Origin of the sequence: Paenibacillus sp. Soil724D2 (genome assembly GCF_001427935.1) — a bacterium.
GTDB lineage: Bacteria > Bacillota > Bacilli > Paenibacillales > NBRC-103111 > Paenibacillus_E.
On sequence record NZ_LMRY01000022.1, the window covers coordinates 56,378 to 73,719 of the forward strand.

The 17,342-nt window shown below is 43.9% G+C and carries 18 protein-coding genes and 1 pseudogene; 17 read left to right on the plus strand and 2 right to left on the minus strand.

The genetic code is table 11. The annotated features are described in order from the left end of the window. The first annotated feature begins 38 nt into the window (after positions 1 to 38). From ASG85_RS18930 to ASG85_RS18975, 10 genes and pseudogenes are all read left to right on the plus strand, one after another. Complete coding sequence (locus ASG85_RS18930; protein WP_057303945.1) at positions 39 to 437, plus strand: hypothetical protein; 399 nt, start codon at positions 39 to 41, stop codon at positions 435 to 437. Between the two features lie 79 nt (positions 438 to 516). Continuing rightward, positions 517 to 621: pseudogene (locus ASG85_RS38005) on the plus strand (gluconate 2-dehydrogenase subunit 3 family protein); the annotation flags it as partial. Beyond that, complete coding sequence (locus ASG85_RS18940) at positions 618 to 2,210, plus strand: GMC family oxidoreductase (RefSeq protein ID WP_156396684.1); 1,593 nt, start codon at positions 618 to 620, stop codon at positions 2,208 to 2,210. The pseudogene ASG85_RS38005 and the gene ASG85_RS18940, both read left to right, overlap by 4 nt. A gap of 51 nt (positions 2,211 to 2,261) precedes the next feature. Continuing rightward, the gene (locus ASG85_RS18945; RefSeq protein WP_060647466.1) at positions 2,262 to 2,972 is read left to right on the plus strand and encodes a hypothetical protein; all 711 of its coding nucleotides are present in this window, start codon (positions 2,262 to 2,264) and stop codon (positions 2,970 to 2,972) included. Between the two features lie 100 nt (positions 2,973 to 3,072). After that, a complete protein-coding gene (locus tag ASG85_RS18950) occupies positions 3,073 to 3,462 on the plus strand; it encodes a YmaF family protein (RefSeq protein ID WP_060647467.1) in 390 nt (129 codons plus the stop codon). A 137-nt stretch (positions 3,463 to 3,599) separates the two neighbouring features. Beyond that, on the plus strand, positions 3,600 to 4,457 hold the full coding sequence (locus tag ASG85_RS18955) for a D-alanyl-D-alanine carboxypeptidase family protein (protein WP_057303948.1): 858 nt from the start codon (positions 3,600 to 3,602) through the stop codon (positions 4,455 to 4,457). Between the two features lie 37 nt (positions 4,458 to 4,494). Next, a complete protein-coding gene (locus tag ASG85_RS18960; RefSeq protein ID WP_057303949.1) occupies positions 4,495 to 5,088 on the plus strand; it encodes a VanZ family protein in 594 nt (197 codons plus the stop codon). Next, a complete protein-coding gene (locus ASG85_RS18965; RefSeq protein WP_057303950.1) occupies positions 5,057 to 5,752 on the plus strand; it encodes a response regulator transcription factor in 696 nt (231 codons plus the stop codon). The genes ASG85_RS18960 and ASG85_RS18965 overlap by 32 nt, the downstream gene beginning before the upstream one ends. Then, positions 5,745 to 6,854: a sensor histidine kinase gene (locus ASG85_RS18970; RefSeq protein ID WP_057303951.1), complete on the plus strand. Its 1,110-nt coding sequence runs from the start codon at positions 5,745 to 5,747 to the stop codon at positions 6,852 to 6,854. The genes ASG85_RS18965 and ASG85_RS18970 overlap by 8 nt, the downstream gene beginning before the upstream one ends. Before the next feature lie 87 nt (positions 6,855 to 6,941). Next, positions 6,942 to 7,919, plus strand: a complete 978-nt coding sequence (locus tag ASG85_RS18975) for a 2-hydroxyacid dehydrogenase (RefSeq protein ID WP_060647468.1) — start codon at positions 6,942 to 6,944, stop codon at positions 7,917 to 7,919. Between the two features lie 289 nt (positions 7,920 to 8,208). Here the strand turns inward: ASG85_RS18975 and ASG85_RS18980 are convergent, their stop codons facing one another. After that, positions 8,209 to 9,159, minus strand: a complete 951-nt coding sequence (locus ASG85_RS18980; RefSeq protein WP_057303953.1) for an MBL fold metallo-hydrolase — start codon at positions 9,157 to 9,159, stop codon at positions 8,209 to 8,211. A gap of 178 nt (positions 9,160 to 9,337) precedes the next feature. Here ASG85_RS18980 and ASG85_RS18985 point away from each other — a divergent pair, with 178 nt between their 5' ends. The 7 genes from ASG85_RS18985 (at position 9,338) to ASG85_RS19015 (ending at position 15,609) form a co-directional block, all read left to right on the plus strand. Then, positions 9,338 to 9,862 carry a DoxX family membrane protein gene (locus ASG85_RS18985; protein WP_060647469.1) on the plus strand — a complete coding sequence of 175 codons (525 nt, stop codon included), beginning with the start codon at positions 9,338 to 9,340 and terminating at the stop codon, positions 9,860 to 9,862. 135 nt (positions 9,863 to 9,997) lie between these two features. Further along, positions 9,998 to 10,603, plus strand: a complete 606-nt coding sequence (locus tag ASG85_RS18990) for a molybdenum cofactor guanylyltransferase (protein ID WP_060647470.1) — start codon at positions 9,998 to 10,000, stop codon at positions 10,601 to 10,603. 125 nt (positions 10,604 to 10,728) lie between these two features. After that, positions 10,729 to 10,890: a cytochrome c oxidase subunit 2A gene (locus tag ASG85_RS18995; RefSeq protein ID WP_060647471.1), complete on the plus strand. Its 162-nt coding sequence runs from the start codon at positions 10,729 to 10,731 to the stop codon at positions 10,888 to 10,890. A gap of 34 nt (positions 10,891 to 10,924) precedes the next feature. Continuing rightward, entirely contained in the window at positions 10,925 to 11,395 is a 471-nt protein-coding gene (locus ASG85_RS19000; protein ID WP_060647472.1) for a cytochrome c oxidase subunit II, read from the plus strand. Positions 11,396 to 11,425: 30 nt separating this feature from the next. Continuing rightward, complete coding sequence (locus tag ASG85_RS19005; RefSeq protein WP_060647473.1) at positions 11,426 to 13,069, plus strand: cbb3-type cytochrome c oxidase subunit I; 1,644 nt, start codon at positions 11,426 to 11,428, stop codon at positions 13,067 to 13,069. Between the two features lie 134 nt (positions 13,070 to 13,203). Further along, positions 13,204 to 13,509 carry an STAS domain-containing protein gene (locus ASG85_RS19010; RefSeq protein ID WP_060647474.1) on the plus strand — a complete coding sequence of 102 codons (306 nt, stop codon included), beginning with the start codon at positions 13,204 to 13,206 and terminating at the stop codon, positions 13,507 to 13,509. A 54-nt stretch (positions 13,510 to 13,563) separates the two neighbouring features. Further along, the gene (locus ASG85_RS19015; RefSeq protein WP_060647475.1) at positions 13,564 to 15,609 is read left to right on the plus strand and encodes a bifunctional diguanylate cyclase/phosphodiesterase; all 2,046 of its coding nucleotides are present in this window, start codon (positions 13,564 to 13,566) and stop codon (positions 15,607 to 15,609) included. Positions 15,610 to 15,996: 387 nt separating this feature from the next. Here the strand turns inward: ASG85_RS19015 and ASG85_RS19020 are convergent, their stop codons facing one another. Beyond that, positions 15,997 to 17,280: a methyl-accepting chemotaxis protein gene (locus ASG85_RS19020; protein ID WP_060647476.1), complete on the minus strand. Its 1,284-nt coding sequence runs from the start codon at positions 17,278 to 17,280 to the stop codon at positions 15,997 to 15,999. Between the last annotated feature and the right edge of the window lie 62 nt (positions 17,281 to 17,342).

Here is a 17,342-nt window from a genome sequence, read left to right on the forward strand (position 1 = left end):
ATTAGTTGCAATATATTGTTTATGAAAAGAGGTATAGCATGAATTGGCACAATTGGTCCATTGATCGGACTCTCATTCTTTTTGTCGGTTTGGCATTTCTAGCTCTTGGTATCCAAGTGACGATGTTTCATTATCGGCAAAATTTTCACAATAAAGCTATGTGGGTACCCGTCATTTCAGCTCCCATTTTTTTTATAGCGGGTATCATTTTGGCCTGGTATAACGTTTATTGGCTGCGTAATTTATTTCAGGTTCTAATGTGGCTGGGCGTTTTGTTCGGTCTGGTTGGTTTCTATTTCCATTTTCGGGGAGTAGGTGTTCGGGTTGGAGGATGGGCTTTGCGCAACTTTCTCATCGGCCCGCCAATCATACTTCCTTTATTGTTCTCCGCTATGAGTGTTCTCGGTTTGATCGCCATATATTGGGAGGTAAGGTGATTCTATGCTAACGAGTAGCTACTACCCCTCTTACGATGTCATGAATGAGTTAGATGAGTGCGATGACCATACCCAACGGGTGGTTTGGTCTGAAATTGGTTATGCAGGTCCGGCTTATCCGCGTGGATACGTACGTACACAGCTGGGGCAATTGGATCCATGGGAGGCGCAACCGAAACAATGATGAAACGAAAATATGGAAATGAAGAAGTAGATGTAGTTATAGTTGGGGCAGGGGCAGCCGGAGGTGTACTCGCCAAAGAATTGAGCGAAGCAGGAATGAGCGTGGTAGTCCTGGATGCAGGTCCTTTCCGTGATACTCAAAAAGATTTAGCAAGTGATGAGCTTACCATGCAAAACTTAGGGTGGCAGGATACTCGAATCGTGGATGGAAGCAACCCGTTAACGATGGGACACAACAATTCCGGCCGGGGTATCGGTGGAGGGACGGTGCATTTTACGGCTGTCTTTTTACGATTTCATGACGCTGATTTTAAAGCGAGGACAATGGATGGTGTCGCAGAAGATTGGCCGATTAGCTATGAGGATTTAGAGCCTTTCTATGCCAGGGTCGAAAAGGAAATTGCCGTATCTGGGCCTAAGCACTTCCCATGGGGAAATTACCGCGGCCCCTATCCTTATCCCGAAAGGGAGCCTCTTAGTCCAAACGCGTATATGTTTATGAACGGTTGTGAAAAGCTTGGGATCCGTTCGTCTGTAGCTCCACTTGCTATACTATCCGCACCATTCGAAGGCCGTCCCCCATGTATCAATCGAGGCTTCTGCAATCAAGGGTGTATGCCCGATGCTAAATTCAGCACCCTCATCGTACATATTCCTAAAGCAATCAAAGCTGGAGCAGAAGTATTAGCCGATTGCATGGTGACGCAGGTGTTAATGGGAAAAGACGGGGTGGCGAAAGGCATCGCCTTCGTACATGACGGAAGAACTTATGAGCAAAAAGCTAAAATCGTGATTTTGTCTGCCTATGTTGTAGAAACGCCACGTTTACTTCTTAACTCTGCAAATTCTCAGTATCCGGATGGGCTAGCCAATAGCAGCGGTTGGGTGGGGAAATCTATTATGGTTCACAGCTCTCAAGACGTTTATGCCAGATTTGAAGAAGAAATCAGGCTGTATAAGGGTACACCCGTATTAGCTACAACACAAGATTTCTACCGTACTGATTCCAAAAACAACTTTGCTCGTGGATATACCCTTCATTCTCATGGAGCGAGACCGGTCGAGTTTTCGAAAGGTATTTCGCAAGCGGAAGGTGGACCCGTGTGGGGGGAGCGTCTCAGAGAGGCGATGTTGAATTATAACTACTACGGAAGAGTTACTTTGGTCGGCGAAGTACTTCCGAGTCCAATGAACCGGGTCACGTTGGTGGATGAAAAAGACGAATATGGATTGCCGCGTGCAAAAGTAACATTCAGCTATGGCGATAACGATCAGAAACTCATTGATCATGCGGTCGGCAATATGAGTACAATACTCGAGGCGGCAGGTGGGAAAGTCGAATACGTTGTTCCCGACACCGCTCATATGATGGGGGGCTGCCGTATGGGGAATGACCCCAAATCTTCAGTGGTCAATTCTTTTGGACAAACCCATGACATTCCTAACTTGTTTATATGCGATGCGAGTATTTTTGTAACATCGGGCGCCGGCAATCCAACCAATACGGTCATGTCACTTGCATTAAGAACTGCGGAATATATAAAGGAGAAAGCAAAAAAGTTTGAATTGTTGGGCTCGAGGTCGGTTTAGCCGACCTCCTTACAGATGCCTAAGTAAATAAACAGATGGGTAAAAATTGAAATGAAACTTCAAATAAAATCTTTTATTCAAGATACAGGCTTGATAGTCATGTACTTTCAAAGTAAGATGCCTACTTATCCTTTTGATCGCATTCGTGATACGGTTATCGGAGCTGCAACTGCGTTACTAATCCACGTACTCATATTCCCTCCTGATTCCGTTAGGAAAGCTAAAAACCATATGAGCAAATTTGCGGACCATTTAACTATGTCCTTTTTCAAGACTGCTCAATGGGTCGAAGCCGGTTGCTCCTTGATGGAATCACGTGACATGAACAAAGAAATTCAACAGTTATTCCAAGAACTGCATCAAGCTACGACCGAGATGGATAAGGCGAATCAAAGTCTAATTTATAATCTTTTCGCTTCAGAAAAACGTGTTACTTTAAGGCGAAAAACTCAGCATTTGCAACAACTCCGGCTATGCTTTGCCAATCTCACAGACATGATACGGATTTTTACGGAATGGTCCGAAAGTAAGCACTGGACGGCGGAGGATCAAAAGATTTGGGCTGATCATTTAAATACGATTGCCTTGTATATGAAAGAATGGAATTTACCTCTCAATAACCTAACCAATTCCAACCTCGTTAGTACTCCTGTCCCCAATATCAAAGCACCAGTCACTCTAGAGAAATATCAGTATCCTCTTACTTTATATATTAATGCTAATCAGATTATTCAAGATCTCCAAAAGTTCAGCAATAAGTGACTCAAGGATACCGAGAATAATTCTTCACTTACGCGGATGCCTATGTCAAATCCCTTTTAACCTTCATAGTGTGAGTAAACGGAGGTAAAGGAGTTAAGACATGAATAAGATACCTGTATCAGGTTTTGTATTTCACTCAAACGACTCATTATCAGATCATTCGCATGGATTGTATATTACTTCTTGGGATGGCAGGCCATACTTGCATCGGCATATGTTTTCTGGAATTACTTCATTAAATGATGGGCATGTACACGAATACGTTGGCATAACTGAGCCAGCTCCGACAGGCATCCCTCACTTTCATCGTTATCATACTGTTACTTCTATGAATGACGGTCACACTCATAGTATTGAAGGAACAACAGGTCCAGCAATCGATCTTCCCACTGGAGGGCATGTTCATTATTTTGAAGGATTTACAACGATAAATGGCATGCATCCACATACTCATCATTATAAAGGAACCACAGGAAATGAAGTTGGTTAGGCTATTAAGAGAACTTTCCTATGTATTTAGGGAAAGTTCTTTTTTGATTTTTAATGAAAATTTTATTTTTAACCCCATTTCTTTTTAAATAGTTTTCCTTATCCTAGAGTAAATGAATGGCTAGGAGGAAACTAAGGATGAAGAAGTGGTTTTTTTGGTTCATTATACTATTACTGCTTGGTTATGGAGTTGCTCAACATAAACTGCAAGTTGTTAACGAGAAACCACTGGAAGAAGCCAATCAAGCTCAAAAGGTGACTCCTCAAATGAAAGAACTTAAAGTAACAAAAGATCAGATTTATAAAGGCAATTTGTTGTTAGTCAATAAGGATCATCCTGTACCCCCAGGTGGCGAAGAGTCCGAAGCGGTCAATCTGTCTCAACATAAGGAACTGCTGAATGGATTCATTGTGCTGGATAAAACGATTCGGTTGTCGCCAGACTTGGTGCGAAAATTTACAGAAATGATAGGAGCTGCAGAAAAGGATGGGGTTAGCCGATTTTTAATCAGCAGCGGTTATCGGGACAATAAAGAACAAAATAAACTCTATCAACAAATGGGTGCTAAATATGCGTTGCCAGCAGGCTATAGCGAACACAATTTAGGTTTATCGCTGGATATTGGATCTACACAATCGGAGATGAGTCAAGCACCTGAAGGAAAGTGGCTGAAAAAAAACGCATCGAGATACGGCTTTATCTTGCGTTATCCGGCTGATAAAACTGCAATTACAGGTATTCAATTTGAGCCCTGGCATTTCCGCTATGTTGGTTTGCCGCACAGTGCAATTATGCAGGAAAATAATTTTGTCCTAGAACAATATTTGGACTTCTTGAAAGAAAAGAAGACCATTAAGACTATTGTAGATCGTCAAACCTATGAGATCTCCTACTATCCTGTCTCCAAAAATACAACTATCCTTGTGCCAGCGAATGGTCGCTATCAGATATCAGGCAACAATACGGACGGTATCATTGTGACCGTGTATTCATGATCAGGGCTTATGAGACTCAAGAAGGCGAGAATGGCGTATGAAACATAAGATAATGTTGAAAGATATTACAATTCAAGTACTGTTTACCCTGTATGTGTACATTTTGTTCAAAATTATTCTATTTAAGTTTGGCTCGATCGACATGTCATTTCTCTGGCATCAGCTTAGGTTGAATCTGTGGAACACGGATCATATGAGCAGGCAAATCCAAAAAGGAAATCTGGTTCCCTTTAAAGAAATATCCGGAACCATTCATGATATCTCGAGTCATGGTCTAATTAACCTGGTTGGGAATTTTACGATATTCATACCGTACGGTATTTTTCTTGGTTTAATGTTAAGAAACAAAAAGATATCATGTATGGATGCGTTCATTCTTTCTTTAGGTTTAAGTCTAATCCTGGAGTTAGCGCAGGCCTTTTTCTCTATTGGACGTTATGATGTAGATGATCTTATACTAAATTCAAGTGGGGGCTTGATCGGTTTCATTACTTTCAAATTATTCGCTATGTTAATTAATACATCAAGTGCTACCAAGCAAGAGGTAGCCCCATCTGATACAATAAAAGCGATACTAAGGTCATACAGGGGTGGAACGAATGAAGTCGATCACAATTCTGATAGCGGATGATGAGGTAGAAATTGCCGATCTGATTGAGTTGCATTTAAAAAAAGAGGGTTACCGCTGCATTAAAGTTGCTAATGGGCAGGAAGCCATTACTGCTGTTCAGACGCATTCCATTGATTTGGCGATTTTAGATATTATGATGCCCAAACTGAACGGCTATGAAGCAACAAGGCAAATTCGAATTCAGCATCATCTGCCTATCATTTTTTTAAGCGCCAAAGCGACCGACCTTGATAAGATTACAGGACTAGTAAATGGAGCGGATGATTATGTAACCAAACCGTTCAACCCGATGGAATTGGTCGCTCGCGTGAATGCCCAGCTGAGGCGTTCCACTCAGTTGAATCAGCCTCCAGCTGCAAACAAGTCTGTTTTGGAAGCGGGTGGAATGGTCATTTATCCTGAACAACGAACCGTTAGCCTCTATGGTGAAACGATTGAGATAACTCCGAAAGAGTTTGATATTCTGTATCTACTGGCCAGTTATCCGAAGAAAGTCTTTAGCGCGGAAAATATTTTTCAGCAGGTGTGGGGCGATACCTATTATGAAGGCAGCAATACGGTCATGGTGCATATTCGTACTTTACGGAAGAAGCTTGGAGAAGACGTTCATAAAAACAAATTGATCAAAACCGTTTGGGGCGTGGGGTATACATTCAATGGCTGAAATGATCCGAAGCTTTCGATTTAAAATGATTCAACTCTTTGGTTTAAGCATGCTTTTCTCCGCTGCCATTACCTATATGATCTATAAAGCCCTCCAACTCTATTATTATACGACCAAGTGGGAAAATCCATTGACCAAAATCCGGTTTATGATAAGAGAAATTGGGGATATTAACTTCTTTTTGCTTATTTTCATTCCTCTCTCGATTTTGTTTTTCTTTCTTCTTACCAATAGATACGCCGCTTATTTTAATGAAATATCCAACGGAATAAAACAGCTCGCGAATGGCGACTTCAACAATCGTATACTTATTCCATCCAAAGATGAATTCGGGGATATTGCGAGAGATATCAACCTGGCAAGTGAAAAGTTGCAGCAAGCTTTGGAGAGAGGAGACTTTGCAGAAAACAGCAAGGAACAATTGGTTTTGAATTTGGCTCATGATTTGCGTACGCCGCTGACCTCCGTTTTAGGTTATTTGGATTTCATTCTTCAGGACGATCAGCTGACTGCAGACCAAATCAAGCACTATACGAGCATTGCTTATACCAAGTCTCAACGTTTAGAAAAGCTCATTGACGAGCTATTCGAAATCACTCGAATGAACTATGGCAAGCTTACCATTGAAAAAAAGCAAATCGATCTGAGTGAGCTGCTCATCCAGTTAAACGAGGAGTTATACCCTGCCTTTGAGAAAAATAATGTAACAACCCGTTTGAATGTGACTCCGCATTTGACTGTTTGGGGTGACGGTGAGCTGTTGGCACGCGTATTTGAAAATCTGTTGACGAATGCCATTCGCTATGGAAAAGATGGTCAGTTTATTGATATTCATTGCCATATTGACGCAGAAGATGTGGTGATTCAAGTGGTTAATTATGGGGATTGCATTCCTCCGGAAGAGCTGCCGCATATCTTCGATATGTTTTTTACCGGCGATCAAGCGCGAACACATCGTGAGGGGAGCACTGGCCTTGGCTTATCCATAGCAAAGAACATTGTTGCCCAGCATCAAGGCACAATTTCTGCCCAGAGCAGTTTAATTCGTACGATTTTTGAAGTCCGTTTCCCACAAAAAGTGGCATCCGAAGGTCTCGGTTAACTATTGTGCCGACATGTCATGAAAACTTTCACTCCATGATCTTTGGAGGGGCTGGTATATTTGTATGATAGGGAGGGGAGAACCTTTATGGCGAAATATAAGGTAGTATTAACCAAAGAAACATGGCCTGCTGCCATGGAAAGAATTGTACAGCATTGTGAGGTAAAGGTTTGGAAAGAAGCAGAACCGATCCCACGGACATTATTACTCGAATGGTTAAAAGATGCGGAGGGTTTATTCAGCACAGGTGATGTAAAGGTAGACGAAGATTTGTTGGCTAATGCACCTCAACTAAGAGTAGTAGCACAATCATCAGTAGGGTACGATAATATGGATATCGATGCCTGCACAAGGAGGGGAATCCCCTTCGGAAATACACCTGGTGTGCTTGTCGAAACAACGGCAGATTTAACCTTTGCCTTACTACTGAGCGCAGCTCGCCGAATTCATGAATGTTGGGATTTCGTCAAATCAGGCCATTGGGCAACTAATAACAACATTCCATTCGGTGTAGATTTATTTGGGAAAACTCTCGGTATCGTAGGCATGGGAGATATCGGCTGCGCTGTAGCTAGGAGAGCTAGGGCGTGCGGACTGAACATTATTTACTATAACCGTACAAGGCGTATGGATGATCAGTTGCTTGAAGCGAGATATGTCGACTTTAGAGACTTGCTGCAAGAGTCCGACTTTATCATAACTCTCGTTCCTTTATCGAATAAAAGCCGGGGAATGTTTGGAGCGGAGGAGTTTGCGCAGATGAAGCCCTCAGCTTATTTTATCAATGCGGCACGCGGGCCTATCGTGAATACCGAGGCCCTTTACGAAGCATTGAAAAGCAAACAAATTGCATATGCCGCATTGGATGTGACTGATCCAGAACCCATTGCGGGAGACCATCCGTTACTCAGCCTTTCGAATATCTTAATAACCCCGCATGTAGGTAGTGCAACTTACGAAACGAGAAATCGCATGGCCCATTTAGCTGTGGATAATTTATTAGCAGGTCTGGGTAGACAACCGCTTCCAACTTGTGTGAATCCAACCGTTAATTATCCGAAGTAAGCCTTTTAAATGTAATTCTATTGGCTTCGCCTTTTATCAAAGGGCGAGGCTGTTTGCATTGTTTCCATGCATAACTATGGAGAAAAAAATGGATACTATGGTTAAAGGTGATATGTATGGAATTACCGGTTTCCGTTGATCTTTTCAGATCATAAAGCAAAAAGCTGCCATTGGCTTAATGGCAGCTTTTACTTTGTCAGTAGATAAGAAAGTATAAGTTTTATACTTTTGCTTCGCAGCTACCTTGACAAACACGCTCGTCCCAGAAGGACGACGAAGTCGCTTATCCCTAGTCCACCAGTGTTTCCCCGTGTTTCAGCAGTTTAAGACGGCTTGAATCGAGCTCCCTTCTCCGCCAATCGGCCAACAACCGGTCGAGTGCTTCCTGCGGCGTATCATCGGCTAGCCGAAAAGCGCCATAATGCATCGGGATGAACGTCTCGGCCCCTACATCGAGGAATGCCTGAACCGCCTCCTCCGGCGAAACGTGCTGCATACCCATAAACCACTCCGGCTCGTATGCGCCGATCGGCATGAGAGCATAGTGAATACCCGGAAATCTCGCGCCGATATCGCGGAAGCCTTGGAAATATCCGCTGTCTCCGGCAAAATAAATCGCATCGTTCTTCTCCGCGCCATCCACTAATAACTCTGGTGAGCGATTGATCACCCAGCCTCCCCAAAGCGACTTGTTCGTATCCGTCAGCGTACGCCGAGTCCAATGCTGCGCTGGAACGAAATGAAACTCCAGCGGCCCGACCGTCGTCTTCCCCCACCAAGGCAGCTCGTGGACTGTACTCAGCCCAAGCCGCCTTATCTTCATGCCAAGTCCTTCAGGCACTAGGGCAACAGGCGAGCCTTTCAGCTTGCTCAATGATCCGACGTGCAGGTGATCATAGTGCGAATGAGACAGCAAGACGATATCAACCGGCGGTATTTCATCGAGTGCAAGCCCTGGGGCCTCGAGCCTGCGGGCAAAGCCCATTCGGTTCGCCCATACCGGATCTGTAACGATCGTCAAACCAGCTATCTGCAGCAGGAAAGTCGAGTGTCCAATCCAGGTGATTGTTGTTTCGCTGCGGTTATGCAACAGGAGCTCTTGCTGCTTATGCTCCGCTTGGCCGATGCGTAAGGTGAGATCCTTGACTTTCCCTTTCCGTTCTTGCTGCCATCGGCGAATTTCCTTCCATGTTTTCACCTGCGCAGCTGGATCAGTATTGCTATAACGTTTGCGTGCCATAAATCGCTGCTCCCCTCATAAAGCCGCCATAAGTCCTTTGAAATAATATCTCCATACCTATTAAGATGTGGAATCTTATCATTTTTGTCAACTTTTAGTTGGTGTGATTTATCTCACATACCGGAAAGTTTTTTCGAAATATAATGAAGACAGAAAAGAAAAAAAGGAGATGGTTCAAATGATGAAATGGTTAAGGGGAAATCGTTACGCGGCGATGATGTTGGCGATTATTCGTTTGTATGTGGGTTGGCAGTGGATGACAGCGGGATGGCATAAAATCACCGGGGCAAAGCCATTTGACGCAGCGGGTTATTTGAAAGGCGCAATTGCGAAACCAGTCCTTGAATCGGGAACTACGGATATGGTTTACGCGAATTACGTGGCTTTCTTGAAAAGCTTTGCCCTCCCCAATGTGGGCGTCTTCAATACGTTAGTTCCTTGGGGGGAATTGTTAGTTGGTTTGGGTCTGATACTTGGCGCACTGACTACTACAGCCATATTGTTTGGATTATTAATGAACTTTATGTATATGTTCGCTGGAACGGTTAGCAGCAACCCATGGTTAGTACTTCTTGGATTCTTTATCATCGCCGCAGGTGCTAACGCAGGCAAGTTCGGCGTTGACCATCTGATCCTTCCGTATCTTCACAAATGGTTTGATAAAATGATCGATAGACTCCATTTGAAGCCAAAATATAAATAAATGTGCACAATGGAGCGGGTAATTTTCAAAGGACGTTCATACATGCCAAAAGAACCTACTCTTTGACTCAGTTCGCTGAAGAAGAGTAGGTGTTTTTTTCTCAAAACAAAACGGGATAGAGGGAGTGTGATAGTGATGCTTACAGGTGTCATTTTGGCTGGTGGAGCAAACCGTCGAATGAATGGAGAACTGAAAGCATTACTTCCATTTGGTGGACAGCCTCTCATTGTTCGCCAAGTGGATCGAATGAAGATATTGTGTGATGAAATCATTGTTGTAACCAACGATCCCAAGTCGTATCTGCCTATTCTGGATCGTTCGGTACGGATCATTACCGATTTTCACACCGGCTATGGACCGCTTGGGGGCATGCATGCGGGATTGTCGCTAGCTAAGCATTCATCGGTCTGGGTTGTTGGTTGTGATATGCCTTTTATTTCGTACAAAGCGGCCGAACTTTTGTGGAACAGAAAGCGGGAAGGCATTGAGGCTGTAGTTCCTCTTGTATCGGGTAAATTAGTTCCCCTGCATGGGATTTATGATCGAGAATGCAAGACTAAGATTCTTCCTCTGCTGGGTAAAGGTGAAACTCGGATTTCAGCTTTACTGGAACATATTTTCTGGAGTGAGTTAGGGGATGAATATTTGCAGAAGAATGGTGTCGATCTGAAATTCATTTCGAGCATCAAGACCATGGAAGATTATGAAGCTTTCCAACACACCGTGAAGCCGGGGATGTAAGGAATTGTGCCATTTTTGACCACTTAGGATTTTTCACATACAGAATGTGACATATATCATAGTGGCCTCTGAAGAATGCTCCTAGAATGAGGATAGCTGGATTTTAAGATGGAGGTGGGTCTGAAATGAGTATTAGAAAGTTAAGTAATGAGCAGCCCGAACAAATGAGAACAAAGGCGGAACAAGAGCCAGCATTGAAAGGCACATTTGCCTCGGTCATGCTGCTCGGAGCTTTTCTGGTCATAACCTGGGTCGCTGTATTTCTATTATTTCTGTACAGACAGTAGTTCATTTCACGATTAGAAAAGGGTGGTTTAAGCCATGCATATTCATAAACTGGAGAAAATTTGGCTAGCAATTGGGATCAGCATGCTGTTCGTGTTTCTTGGCGTTTTGGGTGTTTCTGCGTTTGCCATGGGGGTAAAACCGCCAAGTGAGCATCATCATCGGATTGATCCTGCGAAAGTAACAGAGACAGCACCTTTTGACAAACTAGGATTGTATAAGACTGGAGAAAAAGAATACGAAGCGGTGATGACCGCTTTTACATTCGGATATGCCCCAGACAAAATGGAAGTTCCTGTTGGTGCAACGATCAAATTTGTAGTAACGAGCCAGGATGTCGTTCACGGCTTCGAAATTCCAGGAACGAACGTAAATATGATGATTGTTCCAGACGAAATCAGCCAAGTATCGCATACGTTTACGAAACCAGGTGAGTACCTTATCTTGTGCAACGAATATTGCGGCGGAGCGCATGAATATATGAAAACGACCATTATCGTGAAATGACGGGAAAAAGCATAGAAGGGGGGAGTCTGCATGTTTGAAAATAAATTCGATCTCAAAGACGGGAAGCTGGTCGTTGCACACATCATCGTGGCTTTCCTTGCACTGCTCATCGGAGGGATTGCGGGGCTGCTGCAAACGTTAGTGAAGAGCGGGACGGTTAAGCTGCCATATGGCATCGGTTATTATGAATTGCTGACAGCGCATGGCGTTTTGATGGCGATCGTATTTACGACCTATTTTATTATAGGCTTTCTATTCTCTGGCATTTCATACACGTTAGGCGGAAAGCTGCTTCCGATTGTTAACCGTATGGGATGGCTTGGATTTGGTTTAATGACGGTGGGAACAGCCATCGGGGTAGCGATGGTTTTGACAGGAAAAGCGAGTGTACTGTATACGTTCTACGCACCCATGAAAGCTTCTCCTTACTTTTACATCGGATTAGCCCTGTTGGTGGTAGGAAGCTGGATTAGCGGGTGGGGCATCTTCTATCAACTGAAGTATTGGAAAAAGACGCATCAAGGCAAGCTCTCTCCGTTGTTTGCATTTATGGCGGTTATCACGTTCCTTATGTGGCAAATTGCTACAATCGGTGTTGCTGCCGAGGTGCTGATTCAGCTTATTCCATGGTCTTTCGGATGGGTGGAAACGATTAATGTGATGCTCAGCCGTACTCTGTTCTGGTACTTCGGCCATCCGCTCGTCTATTTCTGGTTAATGCCTGCCTATATGTGCTGGTATGTGATTATTCCGAAAATTATCGGAGGCAAAATATACAGTGACGCGCTCGCCAGATTGTCATTTATCCTCCTTCTGCTGTTTTCGATTCCGGTTGGCTTTCATCATCAATTGATGGAGCCTGGCATTAGTTCATTCTGGAAGTACCTGCAGGTTGTCTTGACCTTCATGGTGGTCGTTCCGTCGCTGATGACCGCATTTTCGTTATTTGCAACGTTTGAGATCAATGGTCGTGCCAAAGGAGCTAAAGGGCTGTTCGGTTGGATAAAAGTCATGCCATGGAAAGATGTGCGATTCTTCGCGCCATTCCTGGGTATGCTGATCTTTATTCCAGCTGGCGCAGGGGGTTTAATCAACGCAAGTAATCAAATGAACGCAGTGGTTCATAATACATTATGGGTAACGGGGCACTTTCACTTGACGGTTGCGACTAGTGTAGCGCTTACGTTCTTCGGAATTACGTACTGGCTGCTTCCAGCCGTTACGGGCCGTGTGCTTACTAAGCGCATGAACAAGCTTGGAATTATTCAAACGATCATTTGGTGTGTAGGCATGTTCTTTATGTCTGGTGCGATGCACCTTGTCGGATTATTCGGTGCTCCGCGGAGAACGGCATTCACGACCTATGAGGGGAATGCGGATGCGGCAAGCTGGATGCCCTATTATGTATTTATGGCTATTGGCGGTACGGTACTATTCATTGGCGTGTTGTTGATGGTGTACAATGTCTTCGCCCTGCTTCGGGCACCAAAGGGTGTGACAGAGTATCCAATCGGCGAAGCGATGGAACAAGCGGAACAGACTCCGGCCTACTTGGATCGTTGGAGTGTATGGATCAGTTTATCGGTGGCACTGATATTGATTGCTTATACAGTACCGTTAATGGATATGATTATGCATCCAGGCGTCGGTTCCAAAGGGTTTATCACTTGGTAAAAACGTAAGAAGCACCGGACTTTATGTGAATAAAAGCTGGTGCTTTTTTACCACATAAGAAAGTATAAGTTTTCGGTTCCCGAAAACTGCTTTATTGAAATGAGGCTGGAAAATAGGGACCTGGAGGGGTAACAATGTTTCTAGATGTTCGAGTTTTCGACGGACAGGTGAATGTAACGCCTAGGGGTAAAATTTATGTGGACGAAGCAACGATCATAAGGGAGAAGCTGTTTCCCTATTTGGACAAAGGCTGTAAGCAATTTGTCTTTAACTTATGCGAGGTGGACTATATCGATAGTTCCGGACTTGGTGTACTGGTTGCGCTTCAGAAGAGAGCTCATCTTAACGGCGGCGGGGTGGTCATTAAGGGTTTACAGGGGGATGTCAAAGAACTATTCGAGCTGACTCGATTAACGAATATTTTTGAAATCCATCCTTGATTTTGCCATATGTACATGTGAAACAAGTCGCTGACCTGGGGGTGATAATCGGACATGAAAGATAAGCTGCGGCTTTATGCACGTGTATTTAAAAAGGTTATGGAATCCATCATGATTACAGATTCTGGAGGTGTTATCCTATCGGTTAATCCAGCATTTACAACGACGACCGGGTATACGGAGGAGGAAGTGGTGGGTCAAACGCCGCGTATTTTGTACTCCGGTAAACAAAACCCTGAGTTCTATATTCATATGTGGGCAACGATTCATGAAACGGGTGGCTGGAAGGGCGAGATATGGAACCGACGGAAGAACGGGGACCTATATCTCGAATGGTTGACGATCAGTACTGTGAGAGATAAGCATGGCAAAATATCTAATTATGTAGGTATTTTCATGGACATAACGGAGCGCAAGAAGTCTGAGGAAAAATTGCAGCTGCACGCCAGAGTATTCGAAACTGCGAGTGAAGGGATCATGATTACGGATACAAAAGGATGGATATTATCGGTCAATCCGGCGTTTTCCGAAACAACCGGGTATACGGAAGCTGAGGCTTTAGGTCGAACTCCGCGCCTGTTGCATTCCGGCGTGCAGGATGCCGAATTTCATATTCAAATGTGGGCATCGATTCATGAAACGGGCAGCTGGCAGGGCGAGGTCTGGAATAAGCGAAAGAATGGGGAAATCTATCCGGAATGGCTGACGATTAATACGGTTAGAAATGAGAACGGTAAAATCTCCAATTATGTCGGGGTTTTCACGGATATTACAGAGCGTAAGCTATCGGAAGAGAATTTAAAATATTTGGCCCATTATGATGTATTGACCGGGCTCTCGAATCGATTTTTATTTCATGACCGACTGAGTCATGCGATTGTGCAGGCCAATCGTCAAGGCCACTGGGCTGCCCTGATGTTTATTGATCTCGACCATTTCAAACTGATTAACGATACATTGGGACATGCAGTTGGAGATCAACTGCTGCAGAATGCTGGCAAACGGCTGGAGAGCTGCGTTCGAACCGGCGATACAGTATCAAGATTGGGCGGTGATGAATTTACGGTTATTCTCCCCCACATTGATGAAACCGAAGATGCGCTGCTTGTAGCGCAGAAAATACTGGAGGAGCTGGCCCTTCCTTTCTTCTTAGCTGAGCAGGAGCTGTTTATAACAGCAAGTATTGGAATTAGCATTTATCCCTTGAATGGAGAAGATAGCGAAACCTTAATCAAACAAGCCGATTCGGCCATGTATCGCGCCAAGGAACAATCCAACAATTATCAGTTGTACACTTCCAATATGAACGCAACCTTCTACCGGAAAATGAAACTGGAGAACGGGTTACGAAAAGCATTGGAAAAAGACCAATTAAGAATTGTGTACCAGCCGCAAATGGATATTCAAACGGGCCGGATCAACGGCATAGAAGCCTTGCTTCGCTGGCAGCACCCCGAGATGGGAATGGTGCCACCGAACGAATTTATTCAGATCGTAGAGGAAAATGGTCAAATTGTCGAAATAGGAGAATGGGTGCTGCGGAGTGTTTGTGAGCAGAATAAGGCCTGGCAATTGGCAGGCTATCCTCCCTTGAAATGTGCTATCAATCTGTCGCCTCGACAGTTCAAAAATAAGAATTTGATTGAAACGGTCAAACAGATATTGAAGGAAACGGAGCAAGATCCGAGTTATCTATGCTTTGAAATTACGGAAAGCATCAGCATACACCAAATTGAGTCGGTACTGACTGTTCTGCATGATTTTAAAGAGATCGGGTTGGAGTTAGCTATTGATGATTTTGGCAAGGGACATTCCGCTTTAAGTTATTTGAAAAAGTATCCCATTGATATATTGAAAATTGATAAATGCTTCGTTCAGGGTATTGAAATGGATCGAGGGAACGCCTCGATTGCCAAGGCTGTGATTGATATGGCCCACGGTTTGGGGCTCCGAGTGATTGCCGAGGGCGTGGAAACGGAAGATCAACTGGCTTTTCTCAAGGACCTCCATTGTGATTCTATCCAAGGATATTGGTTAAGCCGACCGCTGCCTCCCGAAGGGATTGAAGTCTTCTTCTGTGATGAGCTTATTTTTGGATAGATAGCATTAAACCACCTTACAACGGGTAGAGATGACTCCAAAATTTGATTTTTAGAGTCGTTAAGCCATGTTACGAAGGGGTATGGGTATAGTGGTTACCAATGTTGTATTTCCTACAACAATTCACACGCCTAAGGGCTATTTTGCAACTTGAAGTTGCAGTTTGTACAACATTTCGAGCCCATTTGTTACGAAATTGCCAGTTTAGGACTAAATTGTTGTACATGATGCAACAATGAATGCAGAGAGGCGAGATTTAGGCAGCAATTGTTGCACTTTTTACAACATCACTCACTCAACAGAGAAATTGACTAAGCGTAAAAGCCTTCCTACATGCTACAGCAGTGCATGTAGGAAGGCTATTTTCATCCAAGAACAGAGGCCGATTTATCTCACTTTAAAGATTTCAATTTGTTTCTTTAAACTTGCGGATTGATCTCTCAATACATCGGAGGATGCAGCGATTTCCTCCATCACGGCCGTCTGTTCCTGTGTTGAAGCGAATACGCCCTTTGCGCCCAAAGAGATTTTGGAGGCAATGTCGGTGACATCTCGAGCTTCATTTAAGGTGAGCTGTACTTGATCCGCTTGGCTGGAGACCATGGATGCAATATGATCCACGAGTTGATCGACCTGATTTGCTTCACCAACGATACTTTGAAGCGCTGAAGCGGTTGACTCCCCATTCGCGGCTTCTTTATTGACCATTTCGAATTGCTGTGTAATTTTGAAGACGACATTCTTGACCTCAGACTGAATTTGGTCGATAAGCTGATTAATGTCATGAACGGCCTGCGAACTTTGCTCGGCGAGTTTCTTCACTTCACCCGCCACAACGGCAAAGCCTTTGCCATGTTCACCGGCTCTCGCAGCCTCAATGGAAGCATTCAAGGCTAATAAATGGGTTTGGTTGGCGAATTCACCCACAACGCTCGAAATCTCGCTGATTTGCTTCGCATTGCTTTCCAAACGTTGAACAGTATGGATGGATTCTTGATTAGAAGTCGCAAGGCTTTGCATCCCATTAACTAAAGACTGAATCACTCTTGCACTATCCTTAATGGTAATAATCATTTGCGTCGTTAAATGCCGGGCCTCATGGGCTTCTTTATTGATATCATCGGTGTTTCTCATGATTTGTTCGACGGACATGAACATGGCTTCGGAGGATTTCGATTGCTGCTCAGCTCCATGGGATATGTCTTCGATCGTCGTTGTTATCAGTTCCACATGAGCTGCTGCATGTCCAATCGCTGATCTCAATTCATCCACATGCATATCGGTTCCTATGAAGTTGACTGAAATTCCATCAATGATTTCTCTTAAATTTCCAATCATCATCGAGAAAGAAAGGCTGAGTGCTCTTAATTCATCATCCGATTTACTTGGAGTGATAGTAATTTGCAAATTTCCTGCCGAGGCCTCGTTTGCTGCGTCTATAAGCTGCAGTAGAGGTTTAATGAACCATTTTGCCGCAATCCATCCCAGAAATCCTGTCCAGAAAATACCCAAAGAAAGGGTGATCCATATGAACAACCAATCCGGCATGTAATCTTTAAATAAACCTTGCAGGGTAAAAATAAAAAAAGCACTTGTCCCATAGGTTACGGTGGATACTAACGTGATGCCAAGGACCATTTTCTTGACTATACTCCATTTAAATTTCTTCATCTTCGTCAGTCCCCATTCTGCCTTTTCTGTGATGAATTCTTCCAATAAGCACTTGTAAAAAA